The organism is Sorangium sp. So ce363, from assembly GCF_051520435.1.
Taxonomy (GTDB): domain Bacteria; phylum Myxococcota_A; class Polyangia; order Polyangiales; family Polyangiaceae; genus Sorangium; species Sorangium cellulosum_B.
This window is the reverse complement of sequence record NZ_CP150333.1, coordinates 7,050,085-7,075,091: the sequence shown is the minus strand read 5'-3', so window position 1 is coordinate 7,075,091 and position 25,007 is coordinate 7,050,085. Positions and strand designations below refer to the sequence as shown.

Here is a 25,007-nt window from a genome sequence, read left to right as displayed (position 1 = left end):
AGCGAGCCGAGCCATGGTAGGGCGAGCCGCGGCCGGCGCGCTGGCGGCTGCTAGGATGCGGCGCGTCCGAGCCAGAGGCGCTCGTCTCGAGGTCATCTATGGTCATTTCGCGATTCCTGGGTTGCGCGCTCGCGGCGGCGACGCTGGTGAGCTGCAGCGATCCCGAGCCCATCATCCAATACCGCTACAGCGCCTACGAGGGCGACGCGTATCCGGATCGACTCCCTGAGATCACGATTCCGGAGGGCGGGATGGGCCTGGTGAGCGATAGCCTCTCCGATACGATCTCTCTTGTCTCGCTCGTGACCGGGGAGCGGTTCGGCGTCCACCCCGTGGGCCGCGATCCCGTGACGATCGACGGGCCTCACCATGTGGCCGTGGACGCCGAGGGCGGCGCCGTCTACGTCGCGCTGTCGTACCCTGACGTCGCCGGCGCGATCGGCCCCCACGCGGTGCACGGCGGGAGCGTTGTGGCGGGCTACGTCCAGAAGCTCGCGCTCGACGATCTGCGCATCCTCGGGCAGGTGCGCGTCGAGGCCAACCCGGGCGATATCGTGATCTCGGAGGACGGCAAGCGCGTGGTCGTCTCTCATTTCGATTTGAAACGCGTGCTCGACAACCCGGGCGACGTCGAGGCGGCGCGCTCGTCCCTCGCGGTGATCGATCCCGAGAAGGTCCTGCTCTCGGGGTCGCCCGAGCCGGAGTTCATCCCGGTCTGCATGGCAGCCCACGGAATCGCCCTCTCGCGCCCGGACGGCGCCCGCGCTTACGTCGCTTGTTACGGCGAGGACGTGCTCGCGATCGTCGACCTGACGGACCCTTCCGCCGAGGTGAAGCGCGTGCCGGTGGGGTCTACCTCCAGCCCGTCGCCTCATGCCAACAACTACGGACCCTACGCGGCCGTCATGTCGCCCGATGGGAAGACCATCGCCGTGAGCAGCACGGAGAGCAGGGACGTGCGCTTCTTCGATGTCGCGTCGGAGACGTTCGACGATTCCCGGAAGATCCTCACGATCGGCGCGCCCTACTTCCCCGCGTGGACCCCCGACGGGAGCGCCATCTATGTGCCGACCCAGGTGCCCGACACCATCGTGCGGATCGGCGTGACCCCGGACGACGACGGCGTCGTCACCCGGAACATCGCCGACGAATGCATGCGGCCGCACCTCGCGCAGCTCGACGAGGAGCACGGGCTCTTCCTCGTCTGCGAGGGCGACAGGAGCGCGACGCCCGGCAGGGTGCTCCGGCTCGATCCAGAGACGCTGGAGACGCTCAGCGACACGGAGGTGGGCCTCTATCCCGACGGGCTCGTGCGCGTCGCGCCGGAGGCGCCGTGAGGACGCCCCGCAACCTTGCGGCCGCGCTCGCGTGCGCGGCGCTCCTCTGCGGCTGTCCGGGCGATCCCGAGACGAAGGTCGTCGACGCGACGGCCGTCGACCACGGCGCGGCGCTCTTCCGGGACCCGTCGATCGCGGAGACGCGCTTCAATCGCTATTCCTGCTCGACGTGCCATGAAGCTGTCACCGGCGACGCGGGCGACGCCATGCTCCCGGGCGCCCCGCTGGCCGGCGCCGTGGAGCGCCCGCATTACTGGGGCGGGCAAGAGGTCGAGCTCCTCGGCGCGATCAACCATTGCCTCTATTACTTCATGACGAAGGACTTGCCCTGGACCGCGGACGACGACGCCGCGCAGGCCATCTATGCCTACCTGGAGTCGCTGCCCAGCGATGGAGGCGCGGCCGAGGCCGTCCCCTTCACGCCTGTCTACGAGCTGAGCCAGATCCCGGCTGGCGACGCGGCCGCGGGCGGGCGCATCCACGAGCGCGCCTGCGCCTCGTGTCACGGGCGCGCCCATTCGGGGGAAGGCCGGCTCGTGGCGCGGGCGCCGGCGCTGCCCGACCAGACGCTGAAGGAGCACCCGCTCGGCGAGTACACGGAGGCCGACCGGCGGCTGGTCTTCATCGAGAAGGTCCGGCACGGCGGGTTCGTGGGCTACGGCGGGCAGATGCCGCCGTTCTCCCGCGAGGTCCTCTCCGATGAAGAGCTCGGCGATCTGCTCTCGTTCTACGGGCTGCCCTGGCCCCCGTGAAGCGCGCCGAGAAAGCCGCGAGGATCGCCGAGATCCTCGACCGATTGTACCCGGCCCCGCCCATTCCGCTGGCCCACGACGATCCGTATTCGCTGCTCGTCGCGGTGATGCTCAGCGCCCAGACGACGGACAAGATGGTCAACGCGGTGATGCCGGCGCTCCTCGCGCGCGCCCGGACGCCTGCGGCCATGGCGGCAGTGCCCACCGAGGAGATCGCCCAGCTCATCCGTAGGATCGGGTTCGCGCCCACCAAGGCGCGGCACCTGAAGGCGCTGAGCGAGCGGATCGCGACCGAGCACGGCGGCGTCGTCCCCGCCTCATTCGAGGCCCTGGAGGCCCTGCCGGGGGTCGGTCACAAGACGGCCTCGGTCGTCATGGCACAGGCCTTCGGCCACCCCGCCTTCCCGGTCGATACCCACATTCACCGGCTCGCGTTCCGCTGGGGGCTGTCGTCCGGGAGGGACGTCGTCGAGACGGAGCGCGACCTGAAGCGCACGTTCCCACCCGAGCAGTGGAACAAGCTCCACCTGCAGCTCATCTACTTCGGCCGCGAGCACTGCCCGGCGCTGCGCCACGACATGACCGGCTGCCCCATCTGCAGCTGGGCCGCCCGCCGACGATGATCGCGGCGCCCGGCGGCCGCCGAAGATGGGGGCGGGTACAACGCCGCCAGCAAAGCTGGCAGCTTATCGAGGCGGCGCGTTTCCGTCAAGCAGGGTGCAGCGTCCCGGCGATCTCATGAGCGCGACCACGCCCGCCGCGCTGCGGCGCGAGGCGGCCGGGCGCGGTCGTGTGCGGGTGTGCGGTTCCCGGTCGCGGCGCGCCTGCGGTTCGGGTAAGGCACTTCTGTGACAAAGATTGGATTTGAGATCATCGGGACGGGCCACTACGTGCCCGGAGAACCTGTCACCAACGACGACCTCGCGCGGGTGATCACGACCTCCGACGAGTGGATCTACCAGCGCTCCGGTATCCGCCAGCGCCATTACGCGCCGGATGGCGTGGGGGTGAGCGATCTCGCGTGCGAAGCGGCGAAGCGCGCGATCGCGTCGGCGCGCATCGCGCCGTCGGAGATCGATTACATCCTCTTTGCCACGATGACGCCGGACTATATTTTCCCTGGCTCCGGGGCGCTGCTCGGCGCGAAGCTGGGCATTCCGGGCGTCCCCGCGCTCGACATCCGGCAGCAGTGTGCCGCGATGCTGTTCGGCCTCCAGACGATCGACGGGCTGATCCAGACCGGGGCCGCCAAGACCATCCTGTTCGTGGGCGCAGAGGCGCACGCCGGCTTCATGCCCTGGGAGGACTGGGGGGCGCTCGACCCGAAGAATGGCCGCTCCGCGACGCCGGAGGCGCGGGCGCACGCCGACCGCCACCGGAACCTCGCCGTCCTGTTCGGGGACGGGTCGGGCGCGCTCGTCCTCCGCGCGACCGATCGCGACGCGGGCCTGCGCGGCAACAAGATCTGCTCCGATGGACGCTTCGCCGAGCTCCTCTTCGTGCCGGGCGGCGGCTTCCGCTCGCGCCCGTACTGGAAGCCGACGTCGTTCGACGAGGACCTGCATATCCCCCGCATGGATGGCCGCGAGCTCTTCAAGTTCGCGGTGACCAAGCTCCCGGCGACCGCGCGGGAGCTCTGCGCCTCTCAGGGCCTCGCGATCGAGCAGATCGACGTGTTCCTGGCGCACCAGGCGAACGGCCGGATCAACGAGCACATTCGCAAGGACCTCGGCGTGCCCGTCGAGAAGCTCCCGAGCAACATCGATCGATTCGGCAACACGAGCGGCGCCACCGTGCCCATCCTCATCGACGAGGAGATGCGCGCCGGAAGGGTGAAGAAAGGGCAGCTCGCCATGGTGCTCGCGCTCGGGACCGGCGTCCACTGGGGCTGCGCGCTCTGGAAGCTCTGAGCGGCTGAGCGGCGGCGCCTCGCTCGCAGGCGTCACCGTCATCCTCGTCATCGTCATCGAGCCGCGGCGGTTGCGCGTGGCGTATTGCGTCCGGTGCGGAACGCTGCGGAAATTTCGTGCGATCGTGTCGCGACGGATTGCACGTGGCGTATCCCTTGTTACGTTTCCATCAACGCCCGCAGCAGACCCCGTGTTTGCAGTGCGATCGACCTGGCGACCAGGCGCGGGCGCTACCGGGAAGGGAGTCACCTCAGGGCTCGGCTGCACGGCCCCTCCCCGGCCAGCGGCGAATTGCGCACGAAGCACCTAACGCGCAGCAGGTAGCGCGCAGCAGCCAAAGCGCAGCGCGGGACCTACGTGCGGGGGTGCGGTGTTCGCGAGTGCGCGTGAGCGCGTGTGTTCGAATGTCGTCTCTTGCCGTTCGTGCTCATACGGTTGTGGGCCATTCACTTCATTGGAGCATGTTTTCCTTGATGGCGAGGACGCAAACTCTTCGCATTGACTCGGACGCACAATTATCGGATTTTGCACACTGAGGTGAGTGTGATCGGAGAACACGGAGCGTCGATCTTGAGAGACACACCGACCCAGCTTGGGCTCGGCCGGTATCGTCCCATCGCGAAGCTCGGCCGCGGCGGGATGGCAGACGTCTTCCTCGCGATGGCTCACGGGCCCGCCTCGGTGAACAAGCTGGTCGTCGTCAAGCGTCTCCGCAGCTCCGGGGACGAGGAGGATCGCCAGGTCCTCATGTTCATGGACGAGGCCAAGCTCTCGGCTCGCATGAACCACCCGAATGTCGTCCAGACCTACGAGGTCGGTAGCGATCGGGACGGCTACTTCATTGTGATGGAGTACCTGGAGGGCCAGCCGCTGAAGCGCGTCATGAAGGCGGCTGTCGAGCGGGAGTCCGGCACGGGCGGGCTCGTCCGCGGCACGTGGATCCGGATCGTGGCCGAGGTGCTGCGCGGGCTCCATTACGCGCATGATCTCTGCGATTTCGACGGTCGGCCTCTCGGCATCGTGCATCGCGACGTCTCGCCGCACAACATCTTCATCACGTACGACGGCGCGGTGAAGCTCGTGGATTTCGGCGTGGCCAAGGCCGTCGTCAACGCCTCCAGCACCGAGAGCGGGACCTTCAAGGGCAAGCTGACGTATATGGCGCCCGAGCAGGTCACGGCGGGCAAGACGGTGGACCGCCGGGCGGACATCTTCGCGGTCGGCGTCGTGCTCTGGGAGCTCCTCGCCGGGCGGCGGCTGTTCGAGGGCGATCAGATCACCGTGATGCACCAGCTCCTGCTGGGGAAGATACCGCGGCTCTCCACCGTCGTTCCGGGGATCCCCATCGCGCTCGATCAGATCGCCGCGAAGGCCCTTGATCGCGAGCCATCGAAGCGCTTCGCGACGGCGCAGGAGATGTGCGATGTGCTCGAGAACTACCTTCAGTGGTCGGGCGAGGACGTCCGCAGCGAGTTCCTCGGCGCCTGCATGCGGGGGATCTTCGCCGAGAGCCGGGCCTCCATACGCCAGCAGATCAAGGCGCAGATCGAGCGGGTGGCCAGCGCGTCGCTGCTGAGCGACGCCTCCAGCCAGGTGACGATGAGCGGCATCGGCGTCGCGATGGTTCCCTTGAGCTCCGGCTCGGGCAGCAGGCTGCCCTATGTCGGGGAGTCCAGCCGGTCGGGCGTCGAGCGTGTGTCGGTCGTCGAGCGGGCGTCGGGCGTCGAGCGGGCGTCGGGCGTCGAGCGGCCCAGGACCCCCGTGAGCGACTCGGTGAGCCTGCGAGCGACCACGTCGGGGCCCGTGTCGGCCTCGAAGCGCGGCTACCTGATCGGCGCGTCCGCCCTGACCGCGCTGGTCGCGCTGGTCGGCGGCGCGGTTCACGTCGCGAATCAGCGCGCGCCCGCCCTCGATGCTCCTGCGACCTCGGTCGCTTCGCACGGCGCCGAGGCCGGGGAGACCGTCGAGAAGAAGCCCGAGCAGGGCCCCAGGGCGAGCGTGACGATCTCGAGCGATCCACCCGACGCGATCGTGAGCTGGAAGGGAAAGACGCTCGGCAAGACGCCGCTCAAGACCGAGCTGCCCGTGGGCACGCAGGTCGTGGTCGTGTCGAGGTCCGACTGCTTCGATGAGACGCTTATGCTGGCGCTCTCACCCGCGGAGGCCGTGGAGCGCTCCGTCAAGCTCCGCCCCAAGGACTTCACGCACTAGAGCGACGGTCACCCGCTTCGGAGACGGGCCCAGATCGGCGTTTTCGGTGCTCAGCGCACCGGAGTGCGCTTGCGCGCCGAAAACGCCGATCTGGGCCCGTCTCCTGTGCGGGTGACCGCCGCTCTGCTGCCGCTCTGCTCTGGATGGTGCAGAGGGGGCGGAAACCGAAGGATCCGGGCGGTGCATCCGCCCGTCGTCGGCGACCGGATGCACCTCCGTGACCACGGCTAGGCCGACGACCTCATGGCGTCATGTGCCGTGACGGATGTAGGAGATCACCTTGGTGACGCCGTCGGCGTCCATGGCCTCCTTCACCGCCTCGGTCGCCTCCTTCACGCTGGCGACGGTGCCTTGCAGCGTGACCACGCCGTCGCGCACCGTGACTTGCAGCTTCTTCACCGCGTCATGATCGCTCTCCGCGAGCTTGCCGCCGACCGCGTTGCGGAGCGTCTCGTCGGACGGGCGCGCGCCGGTCCGCTTCGCCTCCTTCGTGGCGATGACCGAGCCGTCGCGGCCGAAGGTGACCTGATAGTCGTTGTCCTTCGCTGCCTTCGTCCACTCGTCGCGCTCCATCGCGGCGGCATTTCCCTCCTGCTTCTTGGCTCCCTCAGCCTGACCCTGTTGCGGGGGCTGCGGCGCGGCCTTGTCCTTGGGAGCGGCGGGCGGCGCGGACTGCGGGCGCGCGCCCTGGTTGTCCTTGAGCGCACCGGTCTGCTCGCCGACCCTGTTCATCTGGTCGTTGACATCGCGGCCCGCCTGGCGCCCGCGCTCGGCGAGCTGCTCTGCCTTTTCGCCCACGCGCTCGGCCTTCTCGCGCGTCTCCTGGCCGAGCTGCTGACCCTCCCGGGCGAGCTGCTCTGCCTTGTCACCCGCGCGCCCGGCCTGCTCTTGCGCCTCCCTGCCGAGCTCCTTGCCCTCCTGGGCGAGCTGCTCCGCCTTTTCGCCCACGCGCCCGGCCTGCTCGCGCAGGTCTTTGCTGGGCGTCTGGTTCGGGCCCGGAGGCGGTTCGCCTCTCCTGGTCGTCTGGTCCCCGGGCTCGCGGACCGCTCCTTCAGCTCTCTCGCTCTCGCTCCTGCAGGCCGTGCCGGCGAGCGCGAGCGCGAGGACGGTTGGGCCGGAGAACCAGCGTATTCTGCTCATCGTGCAGCGATAGCTCATGGTGCATCTCCGGGTGCACACCGAGGCAGACGTCGTGCCAGGAACTCGGTCGTTCCCGGCCGCCCGGGAACAACGGCGCGCCGCGCGTGTCGACGGGGGCATGCCGAGACCCTCCCTGGCCACCGCGCAGCGGCGGCACCGGACACCGGACGAGCGCTCCGGCCCGACGCATCGTAGTAGGCTCGAGGTCGTGAGCGCGGCGCCGCCGGAACCCGTCCTGCCTGACGCCCCGCCCGGACAGCGCTCCGCGCCCGATCTCCTCTCGCACCGGCCGGCGCTCCGGGTGGACGCGCGGGCGGTCAAGGAGTCGCTGGCGTTCGCGTTCGCGGGCGGCGCGCCCGCGGGGGCGTTCGATCGGCACGTCGAGTCGGCGTCGCTGCCCGCGTCGACGTGGGATCCAGCCCGCTTCGCGCAGCACGTCTTCCTGCGTGAGCTCATCGTCGGATGCCTCCATTTCACGAGCGAAGGCCGCACGTACATCCCGAGCCCAGCGCTGCTGGGCCGCGCCCTCTCCCAGCCGCCGAGCGATCGCGACACTGTCGAGCTCCGGCGCGCGATCTTCCGGGAGCTCACCGGGTCGGAGGCGCAGCGCCGCGATCTCGAGCGCGCCTACGCGGCGCTGCGCCGCTGGGTGGGCCAGATCGAGACGATCCCCATCTCTCGCGGCGAAGGGAGCCGGCGCCGGCTGGACATCCTCGCCGCCGCCAAGGACGCGTTCGACGCGCTCGCCGGTGGGTTCGCGGGCGCTCGCTCGGGCCTGTCGCGGCTCTCGGCGTTCGGCGCGGCCGTGCGCGAGAGCGAGGCGTACCGCCGCCTCGCGGATCTGCTCGCGTACGACGAGGAGATCGCGACGCTGGATGTCCGGATCCGCGTCGGCTCCGACGGCCATGTCCGCGATCTGCGCGCCCTGTCGATCCGCGAGAACAGCGAGAACCGCTTCTACCAGTCGCCGCTAGGGCGCCTGGTCACGAAGCTCGTGATGCTGTGGAGGGGGTACCGGTTCAGCGACGACGAGCTGCTCACCCGCCACGTCAACAGCGTGTTCGACGGCATCGAGGACGATCTCGTCGCGCTCGTCCAGCTGCTCGGAGATCTCGAGTTCTACCTCGCCGGCCTCGCGCTGCGCGACCGCGCCCGCGCGGCCGGGCTCTCCGTCTGTCTGCCCGAGCTCGTCTCGCCGGGCTTCTCGGACGGCGCGCGCGGCGGGAGCCCTGGGCGCGAGCTCAAGGGGCTGTTCAACCCGCTGCTCTTGGCGAGCTCGGTGAGCACGGTCCCGTGCGACATCGCGACCGATCACCACGACGCGACCGTCATCGTGACCGGGCCGAACTCGGGGGGGAAGACCCGGCTGCTCGAGGCGCTCTCGCTGGCCCAGATGATGGGGCAGGCGGGCTTCTTCGTGCCGGCCGCGGAGGCGCGCCTCTCGCCGTGCCACGGGCTCTTCGTGTCGCTGATCGAGCAGGCGCAGGCCGATCAGAGCGAGGGCCGCCTCGGGATGGAGCTGCTCCGCATCAGGTCGCTGTTCGAGGCGATGCAGGTCGGCGACATGGTGGTGCTCGACGAGCTCTGCTCGGGCACGAACCCGTCGGAAGGCGAGGAGATCTTCCAGCTCGTGATCTCGCTCCTCTCGGAGCTCCGCCCTCAGGCCTTCATCACGACGCACTTCCTCGAGCTCGCGGCGCGGCTCGAGCGGGAGCGGCCGGTCGATCGGCTCGTGTTCCTGCAGGTCGAGCTCGACGCGCAGCAGTGGCCGACATACCAGTTCGTCGACGGGGTCGCCCGGACGTCGCTCGCGCACCGGACGGCGGCGCGGCTCGGGGTCACGCGCGAGGAGCTCGTCGCGCTCGTCGAGCGCAGCAAGCGCGCGCACCGCCGCCGCGGGGCCGAGCCCGCCTGAGCGCGGCCACGCTCGCCGTGGCGGGGGAAATCTGGTTGTATGCGCCGCCATGGAGTATCGACCTCTTGGCAGGACGGGTTTCCGCGTCTCCTCGGTGAGCTTCGGGGCCTGGGCGATCGGGGGCACCTGGGGCGACGTCGACGACAAGGAGTCGCTCGCGGCGTTGCACCGGGCCGTCGATCGAGGCGTGAATTTCTTCGACACCGCGGACGTGTACGGGGACGGCCGGAGCGAGCGGCTGCTCGCGCGGCTCAGGCGCGAGCGGCGCGAGGAGATCGTCGTCGCGACGAAGGCGGGCCGGCGCCTGAGCCCACACACGGCGGCAAGCTACAACGAGGGGAACCTCACGGCCTTCATCGAGCGCAGCCTGAAGAACCTCGAGACGGACGCGCTCGACCTCGTCCAGCTGCACTGCCCGCCGACGGACGTATACTATCGGCCCGAGGTGTTCGACGCCCTCGATAGGCTCGTGAAGGCGGGCAAGATCCGGTTTTACGGCGTCAGCGTCGAGCGGGTGGAAGAGGCGCTCAAGGCCATCGAGTACCCCGGCGTGCAGTCGGTGCAGATCATCTACAACGTCCTCCGGCAGCGCCCGGCCGAGCTCTTCTTCCCCGAGGCGAAGCGCCGGCAGGTCGGGGTCCTGGCGCGACTGCCGCTCTCCTCGGGGCTGCTCACCGGAAAGATGAGCGCGGCGACCCGGTTCGCGGCCGACGATCACCGCAATTTCAACCGCGAGGGCGCCGCGTTCGACAAGGGCGAGACGTTCTCGGGCGTCGACTACGACCTGGGCCTCGAGGTCGTCGAGGAGCTCCGCCCGCTCGTTCCCGCCGGCGTGAGCATGGGCGCGTGGACGATGCGCTGGATCCTGATGCAGGACGCGGTGACGTGCGTGATCCCCGGCGCGAAGCGGCCCGAGCAGGTGGACGAGAACGCGAGCGCGGCGGACCTGCCGCCCGTGCCGCAGGAGACGATGGCGAAGATCCGCGAGATCTACGACCGGCGGCTCCGGCCTCAGGTTCACCAGCTCTGGTAGGCGCCCGGGCGAGGGCTCACAGGATGCGCGGCAACAGCCATCCTGCGAACGAGATGAGGGCCGCCGTGCCGAAGAGCGGCCCTAGCCCCCGGATCTCGAAATCGTCGATGAGCTTGTCGGTGGCGTAGAGCAGCACCGAGTTCACGACGAGGCCGAAGAAGAGATACGCCAGGCCCAGCGTGAGGATGGCGGCGGGCAGGAGCGCCACCGCGACCAGGAACTTCACGAGCCAGCCGAGCAGCAGGTTGAGGACGGTGAACACGGCGGCGACGACGAGCGCCGTCTGGGTCTTTCGGATCCGCACGCCGGGCAGGATCTTCGTTCCGACGAGGACCGCGAGGCCCGCGGCGAGTGCCTGGATGATGAGCGCCTTCATGACCACCTCCCTGGGCCGGCACCGCTCGGGCGGGCCGGCGTTCGCACCTTCCTCGTGACCCAGGGAGGTGCCGGGCGCAACCTCGTCCGGCGCGTCGCGAGCGGAGCCGGCGCGCGGCCTCCGCTCAGGGGCCGCCCCGGCTCATTCCTTCGGCTTGTCGCCGCCGAGCAGCTCGCCGATGGCGGGGGCGCCGCCCGGGCCGAGGGCCTGCGTGCTCTCGATGAGGTGGATCAGGAACTGGCGGTTGTCCGTCACCGAGAGGTTCTGGAGCTCGAGCGCGCCGATGCGGTCCTCGGGGGTGAAATAGGCCTCCTCGACCTTCTCCATCGAGAGCTTGTGCGGCGCATAGGCCATGTAGTCGGCGCGCGTGTTCAGGATATTGTAATCGTCGCCGCGGCGCAGCTCGAGCGTCACCTCACCGGTCACTCCGGGGGCGATCCAGCGCGAGAGCGCGTCCTTCAGCATCATGGCCTCGGGGTCGTACCACTTGCCCTCGTAGAGCAGACGCCCGAGGCGCCTGCCCTGGGTGAAGTACACGTCGAGGGTGTTCTCGTTGTGAATGGCGGACAGGAGCCGCTCGTAGACGGCGTGGAGCAGGGCCATGCCCGGCGCCTCGTAGATTCCGCGGCTCTTGGCGTCGATCACCCGGTTCTCGATCTGGTCGCTCATGCCGAGCCCGTGGCGCCCGCCGATCCGGTTGCACTCGACGAACAGCTCGAACACGGAGCCGAAGCGCTTGCCGTTGATCGTCGTCGGGACGCCGCGCTCGAACCCGAGGGTCACCGTCTCGGCCTCGATGGCGACCTCCGGCCGGAAGGAGGCGACGCCCATGATGGGCTGGACGATCTTGATCCCGGTGTTCAGGTGCTCGAGGTCCTTCGCCTCGTGCGTCGCGCCGAGCACGTTGGCGTCGGTGCTGTACGCCTTCTCCGTCCCCATGCGGTAGGGCAGCCCGTGGCGCTCGAGGTACTCGCTCATCTCCTTGCGCCCGCCGAGCTCTCCCACGAACCTCGGGTCGAGCCAGGGCTTGTAGATCTTGAGCGAGGGGTCGACGAAGATGCCATAACGGTAGAACCGCTGGATGTCGTTGCCCTTGTGCGTGCTGCCGTCGCCGAAGACGTGGACGTCGTCGTCGCGCATCGCGCGGACGATCGCGGTCGTGGTCACCGCGCGGCCGAGCGGCGTGGTGTTGAAGTACTTCTTGCCGCCCGTCGAGAGGTGGAAGGCGCCGCACTGGATGGCGAGGATGCCCTCGCGGACGAGCGCCTCGCGACAGTCCACCAGCTTGGCGGAGACCGCGCCGTGCTGCAGGGCGATCGGCGGGATGTCGCCGGGGGAGTCCTCGTCCGGCTGCGCCAGATCGGCGGTGTACGCGTGCACCTTGAGCCCGTTGCGCGAGAGCCACGCCACCGCGCAGCGCGTGTCGAGGCCGCCCGAGAACGCGATGCCGAGGTGGGTGCCCGCCGGGGGGAGTGAACGGAAGATCCTGCTCATGGCGGCGCAGCATAATCGCAACGCCCGCGAGCGCGCGAGCGGAGATCGCGGGGCGGCGGAGGCGCCTGACGGCGCGTGTGTGCGCGCGAGCGACCCCCGCCCGCCCGCTCCGCGGGGCGGCGCGGCCGCGCGCTGGCTTGCACGGAACGGCGCAGACCGGGCCTCATCGGACTAGGATGGAGGACACCGTGTCGCGCGAGCCCTGCTCGCAAATGAGGTGCAAGGCCATGCCGAAGCTGTCGTACGCCGAGATCGCCCGGATCGAGGAGCGCCGGCTGGCGGTCGGCATCGCCGCCGTGGTCGCCTGCGCGGAGCCCATCGCGGGCGGGTGGATGGCCTTTGATGGAGAGGGCTCCTGGGGAAACTTCGCTGTCGGGCTCGGCCTCGATGGGCCTGTCTCAAGCGAGGATCTCGATCACCTCGTGGCGTTCTACGCGGCGCGCGGCGCGGAGCCGCAGATACAGGTCTGCCCCTTCGCGCACGGATCGCTGGTGCGCGGCCTCGCCGATCGAGGGTTCGTGCTGCGCGAGTTCGAGAACGTGCTGGCGCGCGAGCTCGCGCCGGACGAGGACCTCCGCGCGCTGGCGTCGTATGGTGGCCCCGGGGAGCTGGAGATCGTGCGCATCGATCCGGGCGACGAGGCGCAGGTCCGGGTGTTCATCGAGATCGCGACGAGCGGCTTCCGGCCCGCGGACGCGCCGATCTCGCCGGTGCTCTTCGAGATCACGCGCCGCGTGGTCGCGCACCCCGGCTGCGACTCGTACCTGGCGCTCGTGAACGGCGAGCCCGCCGGCGGCGGCAGCGTGGAGATCTCCGGCGAGGGCGCCGCGCTCTTCGGCGCCTCGGTGCTCCCCCGGTTCCGCGAGCGCGGCATCCAGCAGGCGCTCATCGCCCGCCGCCTGGAGCGGGTGCGCGAGCAGGGTCGCCTGCTGGCGTGCATCAGCGCGAGCCCCGGTATCCCCACGGAGCGCAACGCGATGCGGCTCGGCTTCTTCATGGCGTACAGCAAGGGGATCTTCACGCGGCGGAGCGAGAGCCCAGAGGCGCCTGCCTGAGCCGCTCCCGGGCGCCCCGGGCCTCGTCGACGGCGGCGCACATTTCAGGTGTGCAGCGCTGTTCGTGCAGAACCGAAATGAACGCCCAGGACATCCATGCGAAATGCCCGACCCTGACGGAAGTGCGCCATGGCACGCCTCATGCTGATATTCTGGTTCAGCGCCGCTGGCGTGGCCTTTCCCCCCCGAGGCCCCGGCGGCGCTTTTTCATTTCGCCGCCAGCGCCCGCTTTACCGATCGACCGTCACCGCCCGCCGCCCCGCTGCAGCTCGGTGACGGCGTTCCTCACGAGCCGGAGCCCCACGTTGTCGTCCTGCGACAGGATCGACTCCGGATGGAACTGAACGGCCGCGAGGGGCAGCTCCGTGTGCTCGATCGCCATCACGACCCCATCCTCGGTCTCGGCCGTGACCTTCAGCGACGCAGGGAGCGCGTCGCGCAACGCGTAGAGCGAGTGGTAGCGACCCGCGCGGAACTCGCGGGGCAGCCCCTCGAAGAGGCGCCCGCCGAGCACGCGCACCTGCGAGGCCTTGCCGTGCATCGGGTAGTCGAGGACGCCGAGCTTGCCGCCGAAGTGCTCGACCATCCCCTGCAGGCCGAGGCAGACGCCGAAGACGGGCAGCCGGCGCTGGAGCAGCGCCGCGAGCGTGCCGGAGAGATCGAAATCGCTGGGCGTGCCAGGGCCGGGCGAGAGCACCACGAGGTCGGGAGCGTAGGCGTCGAGCTCCTCGTGAGGGAAGCCGGCGCGGAGCGTCATCACCTCGGCGCCCGTCTGCCGGAGGTAGTTGGCCAGCGTGTGCACGAAGGAGTCCTGGTGATCCACGAGGAGGACCTTGCGCGTGCCGCCAGGCACCGGGTGGATGGCCGCCGGAGGCGGCGTGGCGATGCCGCGAGGCCTCCGGATCGCGTCGAGGAGCGCCGACGCCTTCACCTGGGTCTCGCGCTCCTCCTCGTCGGGATCGGAGTCGAAGAGCAGCGTCGCGCCGACCCGGACCTGGGCCACGCCGTCCTTGACCCGGATCGTGCGCAGCGTGAGCCCCGTGTTCATGCTGCCGTCGAAGCCGACGATGCCGACCGCCGCCCCGTACCACGCGCGCGGCGAGCGCTCGTGATCCTCGATGAACTGCATGGCCCAGGCCTTCGGGGCCCCCGTGACCGTGACCGCCCACGTGTGCGCCAGGAACGCGTCGAGCGCGTCGAAGCCGTCGCGCAGGCGGCCCTCGATGTGATCGACCGTGTGGATCAGCCGCGAGTACATCTCGATCTGCCGGCGCCCGATCACCCGGACGCTCCCCGGGACGCAGATGCGGGACTTGTCGTTGCGATCGACGTCGGTGCACATGGTGAGCTCCGACTCGTCCTTCGCGGACGCGAGCAGGCGCGCGATCTGCGCGGCGTCGGCGAGCGGGTCGCTGCCGCGCGGGATCGTGCCCGAGATGGGGCAGGTCTCGACGCGATTGCCCTCGACGCGGACGTACATCTCCGGAGAGGCGCCGATCAGATACTCGGCGTTGCCTAGGTTCATCAGGAAGCCGTAGGGCGCCGGGTTGCGCTCGCGCAGGCGGTAAAACAGCTCGGTGGGCGCGACCGGGCACGGCTCGTAGAGCGTCTGCCCCGGCACGACCTCGAAGAGATCGCCCCGCTTGAAGGACTCGCGCGCCAACCGGACGAGCTCGGCGTACTCGCCCGGCGCGTACTCGTTCTGGGGCGCGCGGTCGGTGCCGACGTAGGCGTGCGTCGCGCCCTCGCGCGGCAGCCCGTCGGTCGAGCGATCGCCGTACTTCAGCTCGTAGCGCGTGCGCGTCGCGCGCTCGCGGCGGTGGTCGACGGCGACGATCTCGTCGGGGAGGTAGAGGACGAGATCCCGCTGATCCGCCGGGCGCTCCAGGCGGAGGCGGATGGGCTCGAACTGGAAGGCGAGATCGTACGCGAACGCGCCGTAGAGCCCGAAGAGCGGGTCGCCGGGGACCCCGAAGAGCTCGATGAGCCGGCGCAGCACCGAGAAGATGGACGGCTGCCGGCTGCGCAGCTCCTCCGGCACCCGCTCGCCCGGCGGCCGGACCGCGCCGACCACCTCGTCGCTGCGCCGCTCGAGGGCCGCGACCGCGTCGAGATCACGGAGGGCCTCGTCGATGGCCGGCAGCAGCACGCGCCCGCGCTCGTTCAGCGCGGTGAACCGGAAGTCGCGGCCCCGGGAGACGAGCACGAGCGGCGGATCGACGAAGCCGATGTCCCAGCGCGTGTACCGGCCCGGGACCTCGTAGCTGGACGCCAGGACCACGCCGAGGTGGCTGTCGAGCGCCTCGACGATGGGCTGGATGGCGCCGTCGACGGCGAGGTCCTCGACCGTCCGCCGCACCGCGACGCCCCTCCGCGTAATGTTGCTCTCTCGTTTCACGACCGCGTCTCCTTCTGTGCGATGAGTATACGCGGTGCGGCATGCGCGCCGTACCGGCATCTTCGCCGCGTGCATGGTTCCGTCGGGCGCGTCATCCGCGCTGCGCGCTCGTGGCGCGTGCGTCCCGCGCGGGCGCTCGACCGGCGTCCGCGGCGCGCTCCGCGAGGTAGATGGCGCGGAGCAGGGGGAAGCTCTTGACGAGGACCTCCTCGTACTCGGCCTCCGCGCTCGACTCCGCGACCACCGCGCCGCCGCTGCCGAAGCTGAGCCCCCGGCCGTCGGCGACGAGGGTCCGTATGGCGATGTTCATATCCATGGGGCCCTCGTACGCGAGGTACCCGATCGAGCCCGTGTACACGCCCCGCGTGCGCCGCTCCAGCGCGTCGATGATCGAGACCGTCCGGTGCTTCGGCGCGCCGGTGATGGACCCGCCGGGGAAGCACGCCTCGAGCGCGTCGAGCGCGCCCTTCCCCTCGCGGAGCGCGCCCGTGACCACCGAGGAGAGCTGGAGCAGGGTCGCGTGCTCCGTGATCCGCTGGAGCGCCTCGACGTCGATCGAGCCCATGGCGCAGACGCGGCTGAGGTCGTTGCGGACGAGGTCGGTGATCATGAGGAGCTCGGAGCGGTCCTTGTCGCTGGTCGCGAGATCGCGGCGCAGGGCCAGCGTCTCTTCCTCGGTGGCGCCCTTCGGTCGCGTCCCCTTGATGGGCTCGCTGCGCACCCGCCGCTCCCGGTCGACCGCCAGGAACCGCTCCGGCGAGGACGAGAGCACCGCGCCCTCCGGCAGCCTGAGGAACGCCGAGAACTGCGCGGGGTTCGTGCGGCGCAGGACGCGGTAGAGGGCGAACGGATCCAGCGAGGTCCGTACGTGGAACTCGTTCGTGAGGCACACCTCGTACGTCTCGCCCTCGCGGATCTCGCGGAGGATGGCCTCGATGGCGTCGAGGTGCTCCCGGCGCGAGAGGCGCGGCGCGTGCGCGATCCGGTCGGCGAAGCCCTCCGGGACGGGCGGCAGGAGCGGCTCCGAGAGCGCTGGGAGGCCCTGGAGGCGCGCCGCGATCTCGTCCAGCCACGGTCCGGACGGGGGCGACGCAGGCTCGTCGGCGTCGATCGCGTCGATCGCGTCGATCGCGTCGATCGCGTCGATCGCGCACGCGTATACCGCGCGCTCGACGTGGTCGAAGGCCAGGATCCGCCGCGCGATCATCATCGCGCTGTCCGGGAGCGCGCGGCGCGGGTGAGCGGACGCGCCGAAGCCGAGGTGCTCCTTGAGCTCGTAGCCGAGGTAGCCCACGAGGCCACCGGTGAAGTGGAAGGGCAGACCGCTCGGATCGAGCGATATCGAGGCGAGCTCTCGCCGGAGCGCGACGAACGGGCTCCCCTCGGACGTGGTCGAGGTGAGGGCGTCCCCAGGGCCGCCGGCGCTCCACCGCGTCACGGCGGCGCCGCGGCTCTCGATCGCCTCGGTCGCGCTCCCCATGAACGAGAAGCGCCCGTCACGGCCGGCCGCGCTCGAGTCGAGCCAGAACGCGTAAGGCGCCGCGGCGAAGAGCCCGGCGAAGGCCCGCTCGGGATCGACCCACGGGAGCCGGAGGTGACGCATGCGCCCGCGTCGCCGCGCGCCCGCCGGCGCGCCCGGCGCGCAACCACCCAGCGCGCCTGCGGAGAGGCCCGGCGCGCGTGTGCTCCGGTGGAGCGCCGCGCCCCTCCGGTCGCGCGGCGTGTTCATGGCGATATTTCTGAAGTTGCGGATGATTCTCTTGCCGTGCTCGGTGCCGATCGACTCGGGGTGAAACTGCACGCCGTAGAACGGCCGGTCCTTGATCTTGAGGGCCATGATGAGCCCGTCGCCGCGCGTGCGCGCGGTCACCTGGATCTCCGCCGGCAGCTCGCCGTCGCCGACGATGAGCGAGTGGTAGCGCACCACCTGGAACGGGCTGGGCACGCCCTCGAAGAGCCCGGCGCCGTCGTGCTCGATCTCCACGATCTTGCCGTGCATGACCCGCGGGGCGTGCTGGACGCGCCCGCCGAAGCGCGCCGCGAGCCCCTGGTGGCCAAGGCAGACGCCGAGGATCGGCGTCCCGGCGAGGGCCTCGATCACCTCGGCGCAGACGCCGAAATCGGCCCGTCGCTCCGGGCGGCCGGGGCCGGGCGAGATGACGATGCTGTCGAGCTCCAGGCCCTCGATCTCGGCGAGCGAGAGGCTGTCGTTCTTGACGATGATCGGCTCCTCGCCGCTCACCTCCCAGAGGTACTGCCCGAGGATGTGGGTGTACGAGTCGTAGTTGTCGATGAGGAGTGTCTTCACGGCGAAGCTCGCCTCGGGGCCCGCATTGAGGCCGTCAATGCAGGCGAGCCGGCGCGGATCCCGGCTCGGGTGAGGCGCCCCGGCGGCGGGCGCGGCATCAGGGGCGGATGATGGCCGCGAGCATGGCCTGGAGCTTGAGCTGCGTCTCGACCAGCTCGGCCTCCGGGCTCGAGCCTGCGACGACCCCGACGCCCGCGACCATCCGCGCGCGCGCGCCGTCGACCGTGGCGCTGCGGATGCCGATGAACCAGTCCCCGTCGCCGCGGGCGTCGACCCAGCCCACGAGCCCCGCGTAGAGCCCGCGCCGGATCCCCTCGTGCGCGCCCAGCCAGGCCTCCGCCGCCTGGCGCGGCGTGCCGCACACGGCGGGCGTCGGGTGAAGCCGCGCAGCGAGCGTGAGGGCGTCCGGCGCCGCCTCCGCGAGCTGGCCATGGATCGGGGTGCCGAGGTGCATCACGTTGCGCAGGCTCAGGATCGACGGCTCGCTGGGGACCTCGAGCGACGCGCACTCGGGCGCGAGCGCGGCGGCCACGGCGTCGACCACGAAGCGGTGCTCGCGCTGGTCCTTGGCCGAGCGCCGCAGGACCTCGGCGAACCGGCGGTCGGCGTCGACGTCGGCGGAGACCGCGTAGGTGCCGGCGAGGGGGTGCGAGGAGACGGCGCGCCCGCGGCGGGAGAGCAGGAGCTCGGGGCTCGCGCCGAGGAAGCCGTCGACGTGGAAGATCGCGCACGAGGGGTAGAGCGCGGTCAGGCGGCGCAGGACCTCCTCGACGACGATGGGGCGGTTCGCCTCGACGTCGACCGCGCGGGCCAGCACGACCTTGGAGAGGGCCCCCTGCTGGATGTCGGCCACCGCGCGCGCGACGCGCCCGCACCACTCCTCGTGCGGGAGCGCCGAGCGGAGCGTGAAGCTGTCGGGCGAGCGCCGGTGGCCCTCGGCCCGCTCCAGGTGCGGCGCCGGGGCGGCGCCCTCGCCGATGGTCGTGACCCACGCGGTCCCGTCGGGGGCCGCGCCGACGATCTGGGCCGGCACGACGAGCGCGGCCGGCTCCGTCCGGTCGAACGGCAGGGCGCCGAGCGCCACCGGGCCGCAGCCCGGGCGGCCCACGGCGTCGGCGGCCTCGATCGACGCGAGCGCCTCCTGGATCCACGCCACGCCGCCCTCGATGCCGTGCGGCAGCTCCAGGCGGGCGGCGACCCCGTGCGCGACCAGCTGGGTGCCGGGGTGAAGCCAGACGCGCGCGCCGTCTCCCATGAGCGACGAGACGCCGCCGGGCAGCTTCGCGAGCGTGTCGGCGTCGAGCCGGAAGGTGCGGGCGACGAGCCGCGCCGCCTGGCGGGGGGCGTCGGCCGAGGAGGAGAACGTCAGGGGAGTCATGCACCGCCGTGCGCAGGCCGGTTCGGGCTCGTCCTGCTCGGCAGGACCAGCCTGGAGCCAGCAGGCCACGAGCCCGCGGCACCGTGCCGGATCGCGAGCGCCGGCCACGCAGCATCGGCTCTACCGCCTCCGGAAAGGCTCCGCAAGCGCAAAGCAGCCCACGTTCAGGGCGCGCGCGGCGCGCGTCTACCGCTGAATTGCCGCTGAAATTGCGCTTCGAGGCGAGGTGGTGGCGTCGGCGCGCGCGCGCGCACGCGCACGTATTGCGCGCGTTGTCTCCGCACGACGCAGGCGCATCGCGTTTCGTCTCACCTCATCTCGCCGCCAGCGCGCGTCGTGTCGCGTCTCGCGGCCAGCGCTGATGTCTCGTCTCACCTCACCTCGCCGCCAGCGCGCTTCGCGTCTCCGAGCAGCGCATCGCGCCACGCGCCTTCGCCAGGCGCTGTGCGCGGCGCGCCGCGCGCCGTCTGCTGTGCTGCGCTGCCAGCGATCAGCGAGCAGAGCAGTGCCGAGCAGCGCGCGCTCCGTCCCGTCTGTGATCGACGGCTCTTTCCTGGGCTTTTTACCCCTGGAGAGGCGGCGCGATCCCTTGCCCCCGAGCGCGCATCTGGTCGATGCTGCCGCGGGCACTCGCCCTTCGCGGCGCGGGCGTGAGCGGCGCGTCTCGATAGCTCTGCCGGCCACCGGGAATGCGAAAATTCTCCAGAACAGAGCTCAGAAAGGATCCTGCGATGGACCCCACTCGGCAGCATGATCTCCGCGCATGGCGAACCGCAGCGCTGATCTTCTTCGTCGTCGGGCTGTGCGCCTGCCGCGGAGACAAGAGCCCGCCTGCCCGCGAGAACCCCCCTGGCGCCGCGGCCACGACGGCGGCCGCGGTGTCGGAGGCGCCGGGCGAGAAGGCGATCAAGGCGCAGCCCCCCGCCGTGCCGAACGCCGCCGAGGCGAAGCGATACGCCGGCAGCAAGCTCAAGTATTACAGCGAGCCGGTGGGCGTGGGCGCCGAGCTCGACAGGGTGATGATCCAGCAGTTCCAGAAGGACACCGGCATCGAGGTGACGATCATTCCCCGTCCCAAGGACGCGACCGAGACCTACTCCGTCTACCAGCGCCTCTTCCAGGCGCAGTCCGGGGACATCGACGTCATGATGCTGGACGTCATCTGGCCCGGCGCCTTCGCGCCGAACCTCGTCGATCTGAGCGAGAAGCTCGGCGAGGCGGCGAAGCAGCACATCGAGAGCATCGTCCAGAACAACACGGTCGACGGCAAGCTCGTGGCGATGCCGTGGTTCACCGACTTCGGGCTGCTCTACTACCGCACCGATCTTCTGGAGAAGTACGGGTATCAGAAGCCGCCGGAGACGTGGGACGAGCTGGAGCAGATGGCGAAGAAGATCCAGGACGGCGAGCGGGCGGCGAGCCCGAACTTCCTCGGCTTCGTCTGGCAGGGCAAGGCCTACGAGGGGCTGACCTGCAACGCGCTGGAGTGGATCGCCTCCCACGGCGGCGGCGCGATCATCGAGGAGGGCAAGATCACCGTGAACAACCCGGAAGCCCAGAAGGCGCTCGCGCGCGCCAGGGGCTGGGTGGGCTCGATCTCCTCCGCCGGCGTGACGAGCTACGAGGAAGAGGACGCGCGCAACGCGTTCCAGGGCGGCAACGCCGCCTTCATGCGCAACTGGCCTTATGCCTACGCGGCGGGCAACGCCGAGCGGTCGCCGATCAAGGGCAAGTTCGCGGCGGGCCCGCTGCCGCACGAGCCCGGACAGAAGAGCGCGGGCACCATCGGCGGATGGCAGCTCGCGGTGTCGAAGTTCTCGCCGAACAAGGACGCGGCGATCGAGCTCGTCCGCTACATGACGAGCCCCGAGGCGCAGCGGTTCCGCGCGACCGCGGGCTCCTTCCTCCCGACGATCCGGTCGGTGCAGCAGGACGCGGAGGTGGTGAAGTCGCTGCCCTTCCTGGCGAGCGCGAAGGACATCGCGCTCGTGCCGCGCCCCTCGAACAGCACCGGCGCTCGGTACAACGAGGCGTCGATCGCCTTCTTCCAGGGCGTGAGCCAGGTCCTGCAGGGCAAGGAGCCGAAGGCGGTGCTCGGGCAGGTGGAGCAGCGGCTCACGCGCGCGCTTCGCTGACACCGCGCGCCGCGCGCCGCGCGCCGCCCTCGCGCGCCTCGCCCACCGGTGGCACGGCGCGCGGCGCGCGGCGCGGCCCACGAGATCTCCCGGCCACACCACCTCGCGAGAACGGATATCCCATGAGCATGCCGGCGAACCCAGCGGCCACGAGCGCGGCGGCCCCTCCAGACCACCCGTCGCTCGACGCGCGGCGACAGCGGCGCGCCTGGCTGTTCCTCCTGCCGACGCTCGCGGTCGTCGCGTTCATCGCCCTCTACCCCCTCGCCGAGACGTTCTACCTGAGCTTCACGAACGCGCGCCTCGGCACCGGGGAGCCGGCCAGGATCATCGGGGCGCAGAACTACGTCGATCTCGTGCAGGACAGCTACTTCCACGACGCGGTCCTGCTCACGGTGCTCTTCACGGTCGTCACCGTGCTCGGCGAGCTCGCCCTCGGGCTCGGCGTCGCGCTCGTCGTCAACTCCCGCTTCAAGGGGCGCTCGGCGGTGCGCGCGGCCATGCTCATCCCCTGGGCCATACCGACCGTCATCTCGGCCCAGATGTGGAAGTGGATGTACAACGACGTCTACGGCGTCTTCAACGACCTGCTCGTCAACCAGCTCGGCGTCCTGGACCGCAACGTCGCCTTCGTCGCCGATCCTGCGGTGTCGTTCTGGGCCGTGGCGCTCATCGACGTCTGGAAGACGACGCCGTTCATGGCGCTCCTCCTCCTCGCCGGGCTGCAGCTCATCCCGCACGATCTGTACGAGGCCGCGCGGGTCGACGGCGCGACGGCGCTCCAGCAGTTCACCCGGATCACGCTGCCGCTCCTCAGGCCCGCGATGCTGGTCGCGCTCATCTTCCGCACGCTCGACGCGCTCCGGGTGTTCGACGTCTTCTTCGTCATGTTCGGCAACCGGCCGGACATGCAGACCATGGCGACCTACGCGCAGCAGACCCTCGTCAGCGTCTCGGACATCGGCTACGGCTCGGCGATCTCCGTCGCGCTCTTCCTCATCATCGCGGTGTTCATCACGATCTATCTCGCGGTGTTCCGCGCCGAGGAGGTGTGAGATGAGCGGCGCTTCGCGAGGCGCAGGGCGGCGCCGTTCGCTGGGACAGGGCGCCTTGCGGGCCCTGCTCTACCTGCTCGTCGCCGCGGTGCTCGTGTTCACCGTCTTCCCGTTCGTCTGGGCGTTCGTCTCCTCCATCAAGCCCGACGACGAGCTCTTCACGACCCCGGTCCGCTACTGGCCCGGCCGCGCGACGCTCGACAACTACCGCCTCGTGCTGGCGAACGGCGAGTTCCAGACGGCGCTCCTGAACAGCGTGATCGTCGCCGTCTCGGTCACCGCGGTGTCGCTCGCCGTGGGCTCGCTGGCCGCCTACGCGCTGGGGAGGTTCCGCTTCCGAGGGCGCAGCCTGGTGCTCTACGTGGTCCTGGGGATGACCATCTTTCCGCAGATCGCCGTCCTCGGCGCCCTGTTCCAGATGATCAACTTCTTCAAGCTGTACAACCAGCTCCCCGCGCTGATCCTGACGTACCTCATCTTCACGCTTCCCTTCACGGTGTGGGTGCTCACCGGCTTCATGAAGGCGATCCCACGCGAGATCGAGGAGGCGGCCTATGTCGACGGCGCGACGCACTGGCAGGTGTTCACCCGGGTCATGCTGCCGCTCTCGGTCCCCGGGATGGCGACGACGGGCATCCTCGCCTTCATCGCCGCGTGGAACGAGTTCCTGTTCGCGCTCTCCTTCACCCAGACGCCGGACAAGCGCACCGTGACCTACGCGATCCAGGCGTTCTCGACGACGAGCAGCGGGCTCTACGAGATCCCTTGGGGGCAGACCATGGCGGCTTCCATCGTCGTGACCGTGCCGCTCGTGGTGCTGACGCTGGTCTTCCAGCGGCGGATCCTCGCGGGGCTCACGGCGGGCGCGGTGAAGGGCTGACGGCGCGTCGGGCGGCGGCTCACGCGCGCCCCCACGGGAAGCGCAGCCAGCGAGGCCCGTAGGCGGCGCCGAGGTCGCGCAGCCCCGAGAGCAGCACGCCTGCGGCCATGAGCGGCAGGATCACGCGGAGCGAGAGCGGCGCGTCCCAGCGGGAAAAGCCGGTGGGGCCGCGCGCCCAGCGCCAGATCTCGGGGACGAGGTGGGCGAGCGCGCCGCCGTAAATGATGCCCATCACGGCGTGCATCACCCGCTCTCCCGGGTAGACGCCGCCGAGCGGCCTCCGGACCGTGTCCTCGACGACGAAATCGCGGAGCGTGATCGCGATCTCCGCGAGGAGCAGCGCCGCGAGCGCCCACGCGGCGAGCCCCTCCCAGCGCACGAACGGCAAGGAGGCGAAGAGCACCGCGTACAGGAGATCGCGCACGCCGTGAAGGACAAGCTCGGGCGCCGTGCCCGGCACGCCGCCGGGCAGGCGCGCCCGCCACTCGTGGTAATAGAGCGTGTCGAAGGCGCCGAGCGCGCCCTGCACGGCGAGGAGTACGAGCGCCGTGATCATGCGCGGGGCTCCGGCGCTGACAGCGCGGTCGATTCCGGCGTGTGCCCGCCGGCGCGAGCGGGGGGCGCCTCGCCGCCCGCCTCGTTCGTCACGCTCCCCTCGTACGCGACGAGCAGCCCGGCGATCGGCGCGAAGATCCGCACGTCGACGTGGACCTCGTCCTGGAGCGGCCCGGCCCGCCCCTCGATCCGCGGGGCGAGCCACCGGGGCAGCGGCAGGCCGAGGCGGCGGAGCCCGAGCGTCGACCGCACCTGCTCGAACACGAGCGCTCCGCCCTCGGCGCGGAGCCGGAACCAGCACTGGACGAGGCCGAGCCCCTCCACCAGGAGATCACCCGCGCGCCACTGCGAGGAGAAGAGCGGGCGAACCCCGAAGGTGCGGAGCCACCGCTCGCCGTCGCCCGCCGGCTCGACGGCGAGCGTCACGGCCACGTCCTCGGCCGCCTCCGGCATGCGCAGCAGGCCGGCGACCAGGCGCGCCGCGAGCCCCCGGCCGCGCCGCACGCGGAAGCGGCCGCGAGCGCGCACGCCGCCCGCGTGGAGGCGCTGCACCGGCGGCGCGAGCGCGGCCCACGCGGCGCCGAGGAGGGCAGGGTAGAGAGCAGGCGCTGGAACACCCCGCGCCGCGCTCGAGCAGGACGCGGGAGCTCCCCGGGGTCGACTGTCCGGCTCCCCGGTGGAGCCGCGCATCAGGCGTCCTCTGGGAGCATCTCCCGCGGCACCGCAGGGCTCCTCGGGGCGACGGCCGCGTCGGCGAGATCGCGGATCTTGACGATGATCGCGTCGTCTGTGTCGCTCCGCGCCTCCTCGCAGTACGACCGGATCTGCCAGAGCAGCTTGCGGGTGCGCCGCAGCTCGAAGACGAGCCATCGGGTCTCCGGCTTCGCCTCCTGGGGGTGGCGCTCCAGCTCGACCTCGATCTCGCGGATGCGCTCCTCGATCTGCTCTCCGGTCGGGAGGATGCGGCCGTTTCCGTGGCAGTCCTTGCACAGATAGGGGCCGGAGTCCGTGTTGATCTCGCCTTCGCCATAACAGCTCGCGCACGTCACCAGCTCGTAGGAGTTCATGGGGCGCA

20 protein-coding genes are annotated in these 25,007 nt (G+C 70.7%); 11 read left to right on the top strand and 9 right to left on the bottom strand.

Annotation, left to right across the window (positions count from 1 at the left end; genetic code table 11):
* The first annotated feature begins 98 nt into the window (after positions 1-98).
* From WMF12_RS26600 to WMF12_RS26580, 5 genes are all read left to right on the top strand, one after another.
* Positions 99-1,337: a YncE family protein gene (locus tag WMF12_RS26600; protein WP_437850024.1), complete on the top strand. Its 1,239-nt coding sequence runs from the start codon at positions 99-101 to the stop codon at positions 1,335-1,337.
* Positions 1,334-2,089: a c-type cytochrome gene (locus tag WMF12_RS26595; RefSeq protein WP_437850023.1), complete on the top strand. Its 756-nt coding sequence runs from the start codon at positions 1,334-1,336 to the stop codon at positions 2,087-2,089. Before WMF12_RS26600 ends, WMF12_RS26595 begins: the two co-directional genes overlap by 4 nt.
* Positions 2,086-2,712, top strand: coding sequence for an endonuclease III domain-containing protein (locus tag WMF12_RS26590; protein WP_012237685.1), 627 nt, complete (start codon positions 2,086-2,088; stop codon positions 2,710-2,712). Before WMF12_RS26595 ends, WMF12_RS26590 begins: the two co-directional genes overlap by 4 nt.
* Before the next feature lie 225 nt (positions 2,713-2,937).
* Complete coding sequence (locus WMF12_RS26585) at positions 2,938-3,999, top strand: 3-oxoacyl-ACP synthase III family protein (RefSeq protein ID WP_012237684.1); 1,062 nt, start codon at positions 2,938-2,940, stop codon at positions 3,997-3,999.
* Between the two features lie 570 nt (positions 4,000-4,569).
* Positions 4,570-6,210 (top strand): protein kinase domain-containing protein, encoded by a 1,641-nt coding sequence (locus WMF12_RS26580; protein ID WP_437850021.1) that lies wholly within the window; start codon positions 4,570-4,572, stop codon positions 6,208-6,210.
* Between the two features lie 249 nt (positions 6,211-6,459).
* Here the strand turns inward: WMF12_RS26580 and WMF12_RS26575 are convergent, their stop codons facing one another.
* Positions 6,460-7,350: a BON domain-containing protein gene (locus WMF12_RS26575; RefSeq protein WP_437850020.1), complete on the bottom strand. Its 891-nt coding sequence runs from the start codon at positions 7,348-7,350 to the stop codon at positions 6,460-6,462.
* Positions 7,351-7,468: 118 nt separating this feature from the next.
* Between WMF12_RS26575 and WMF12_RS26570 the strand changes: the two genes are divergently transcribed.
* Together WMF12_RS26570 and WMF12_RS26565 are read left to right on the top strand one after the other, a co-directional pair.
* On the top strand, positions 7,469-9,265 hold the full coding sequence (locus WMF12_RS26570) for a MutS-related protein (protein WP_437850019.1): 1,797 nt from the start codon (positions 7,469-7,471) through the stop codon (positions 9,263-9,265).
* A 49-nt stretch (positions 9,266-9,314) separates the two neighbouring features.
* Positions 9,315-10,298, top strand: a complete 984-nt coding sequence (locus tag WMF12_RS26565; RefSeq protein WP_437850018.1) for an aldo/keto reductase — start codon at positions 9,315-9,317, stop codon at positions 10,296-10,298.
* A 16-nt stretch (positions 10,299-10,314) separates the two neighbouring features.
* Here the strand turns inward: WMF12_RS26565 and WMF12_RS26560 are convergent, their stop codons facing one another.
* The gene (locus WMF12_RS26560) at positions 10,315-10,674 is read right to left on the bottom strand and encodes a phage holin family protein (RefSeq protein WP_437766365.1); all 360 of its coding nucleotides are present in this window, start codon (positions 10,672-10,674) and stop codon (positions 10,315-10,317) included.
* 141 nt (positions 10,675-10,815) lie between these two features.
* Positions 10,816-12,168 (bottom strand): argininosuccinate synthase, encoded by a 1,353-nt coding sequence (gene argG, locus WMF12_RS26555; protein ID WP_437739469.1) that lies wholly within the window; start codon positions 12,166-12,168, stop codon positions 10,816-10,818.
* A 227-nt stretch (positions 12,169-12,395) separates the two neighbouring features.
* Here argG and WMF12_RS26550 point away from each other — a divergent pair, with 227 nt between their 5' ends.
* On the top strand, positions 12,396-13,223 hold the full coding sequence (locus WMF12_RS26550; RefSeq protein ID WP_437739468.1) for a GNAT family N-acetyltransferase: 828 nt from the start codon (positions 12,396-12,398) through the stop codon (positions 13,221-13,223).
* Between the two features lie 244 nt (positions 13,224-13,467).
* Here the strand turns inward: WMF12_RS26550 and WMF12_RS26545 are convergent, their stop codons facing one another.
* The 3 genes from WMF12_RS26545 to WMF12_RS26535 all read right to left on the bottom strand — a co-directional run bounded on the left by WMF12_RS26545 (position 13,468) and on the right by WMF12_RS26535 (position 19,307).
* Entirely contained in the window at positions 13,468-15,681 is a 2,214-nt protein-coding gene (locus tag WMF12_RS26545) for an anthranilate synthase component I (protein WP_437873898.1), read from the bottom strand.
* 31 nt (positions 15,682-15,712) lie between these two features.
* Complete coding sequence (locus tag WMF12_RS26540; protein ID WP_437850017.1) at positions 15,713-17,929, bottom strand: chorismate-binding protein; 2,217 nt, start codon at positions 17,927-17,929, stop codon at positions 15,713-15,715.
* A 97-nt stretch (positions 17,930-18,026) separates the two neighbouring features.
* On the bottom strand, positions 18,027-19,307 hold the full coding sequence (locus WMF12_RS26535) for an isochorismate synthase (RefSeq protein WP_437850016.1): 1,281 nt from the start codon (positions 19,305-19,307) through the stop codon (positions 18,027-18,029).
* Between the two features lie 731 nt (positions 19,308-20,038).
* On the opposite strand from WMF12_RS26535, the gene WMF12_RS26530 reads away from it, so the two are divergent.
* The 3 genes from WMF12_RS26530 to WMF12_RS26520 all read left to right on the top strand — a co-directional run bounded on the left by WMF12_RS26530 (position 20,039) and on the right by WMF12_RS26520 (position 23,377).
* Positions 20,039-21,442, top strand: a complete 1,404-nt coding sequence (locus WMF12_RS26530; protein WP_437850015.1) for an ABC transporter substrate-binding protein — start codon at positions 20,039-20,041, stop codon at positions 21,440-21,442.
* A gap of 122 nt (positions 21,443-21,564) precedes the next feature.
* A complete protein-coding gene (locus tag WMF12_RS26525) occupies positions 21,565-22,497 on the top strand; it encodes a carbohydrate ABC transporter permease (protein WP_437739464.1) in 933 nt (310 codons plus the stop codon).
* 1 nt (position 22,498) lies between these two features.
* A complete protein-coding gene (locus WMF12_RS26520) occupies positions 22,499-23,377 on the top strand; it encodes a carbohydrate ABC transporter permease (RefSeq protein WP_437541520.1) in 879 nt (292 codons plus the stop codon).
* 19 nt (positions 23,378-23,396) lie between these two features.
* On the opposite strand, the gene WMF12_RS26515 is transcribed toward WMF12_RS26520, so the two are convergent.
* The 3 genes from WMF12_RS26515 to WMF12_RS26505 are packed head-to-tail and all read right to left on the bottom strand — an operon-like array spanning position 23,397 to position 24,999.
* A complete protein-coding gene (locus WMF12_RS26515) occupies positions 23,397-23,933 on the bottom strand; it encodes a hypothetical protein (protein ID WP_437850014.1) in 537 nt (178 codons plus the stop codon).
* The gene (locus tag WMF12_RS26510; RefSeq protein ID WP_437850013.1) at positions 23,930-24,622 is read right to left on the bottom strand and encodes a DUF4166 domain-containing protein; all 693 of its coding nucleotides are present in this window, start codon (positions 24,620-24,622) and stop codon (positions 23,930-23,932) included. Before WMF12_RS26510 ends, WMF12_RS26515 begins: the two co-directional genes overlap by 4 nt.
* A complete protein-coding gene (locus WMF12_RS26505) occupies positions 24,622-24,999 on the bottom strand; it encodes a hypothetical protein (protein WP_437739461.1) in 378 nt (125 codons plus the stop codon). Before WMF12_RS26505 ends, WMF12_RS26510 begins: the two co-directional genes overlap by 1 nt.
* Between the last annotated feature and the right edge of the window lie 8 nt (positions 25,000-25,007).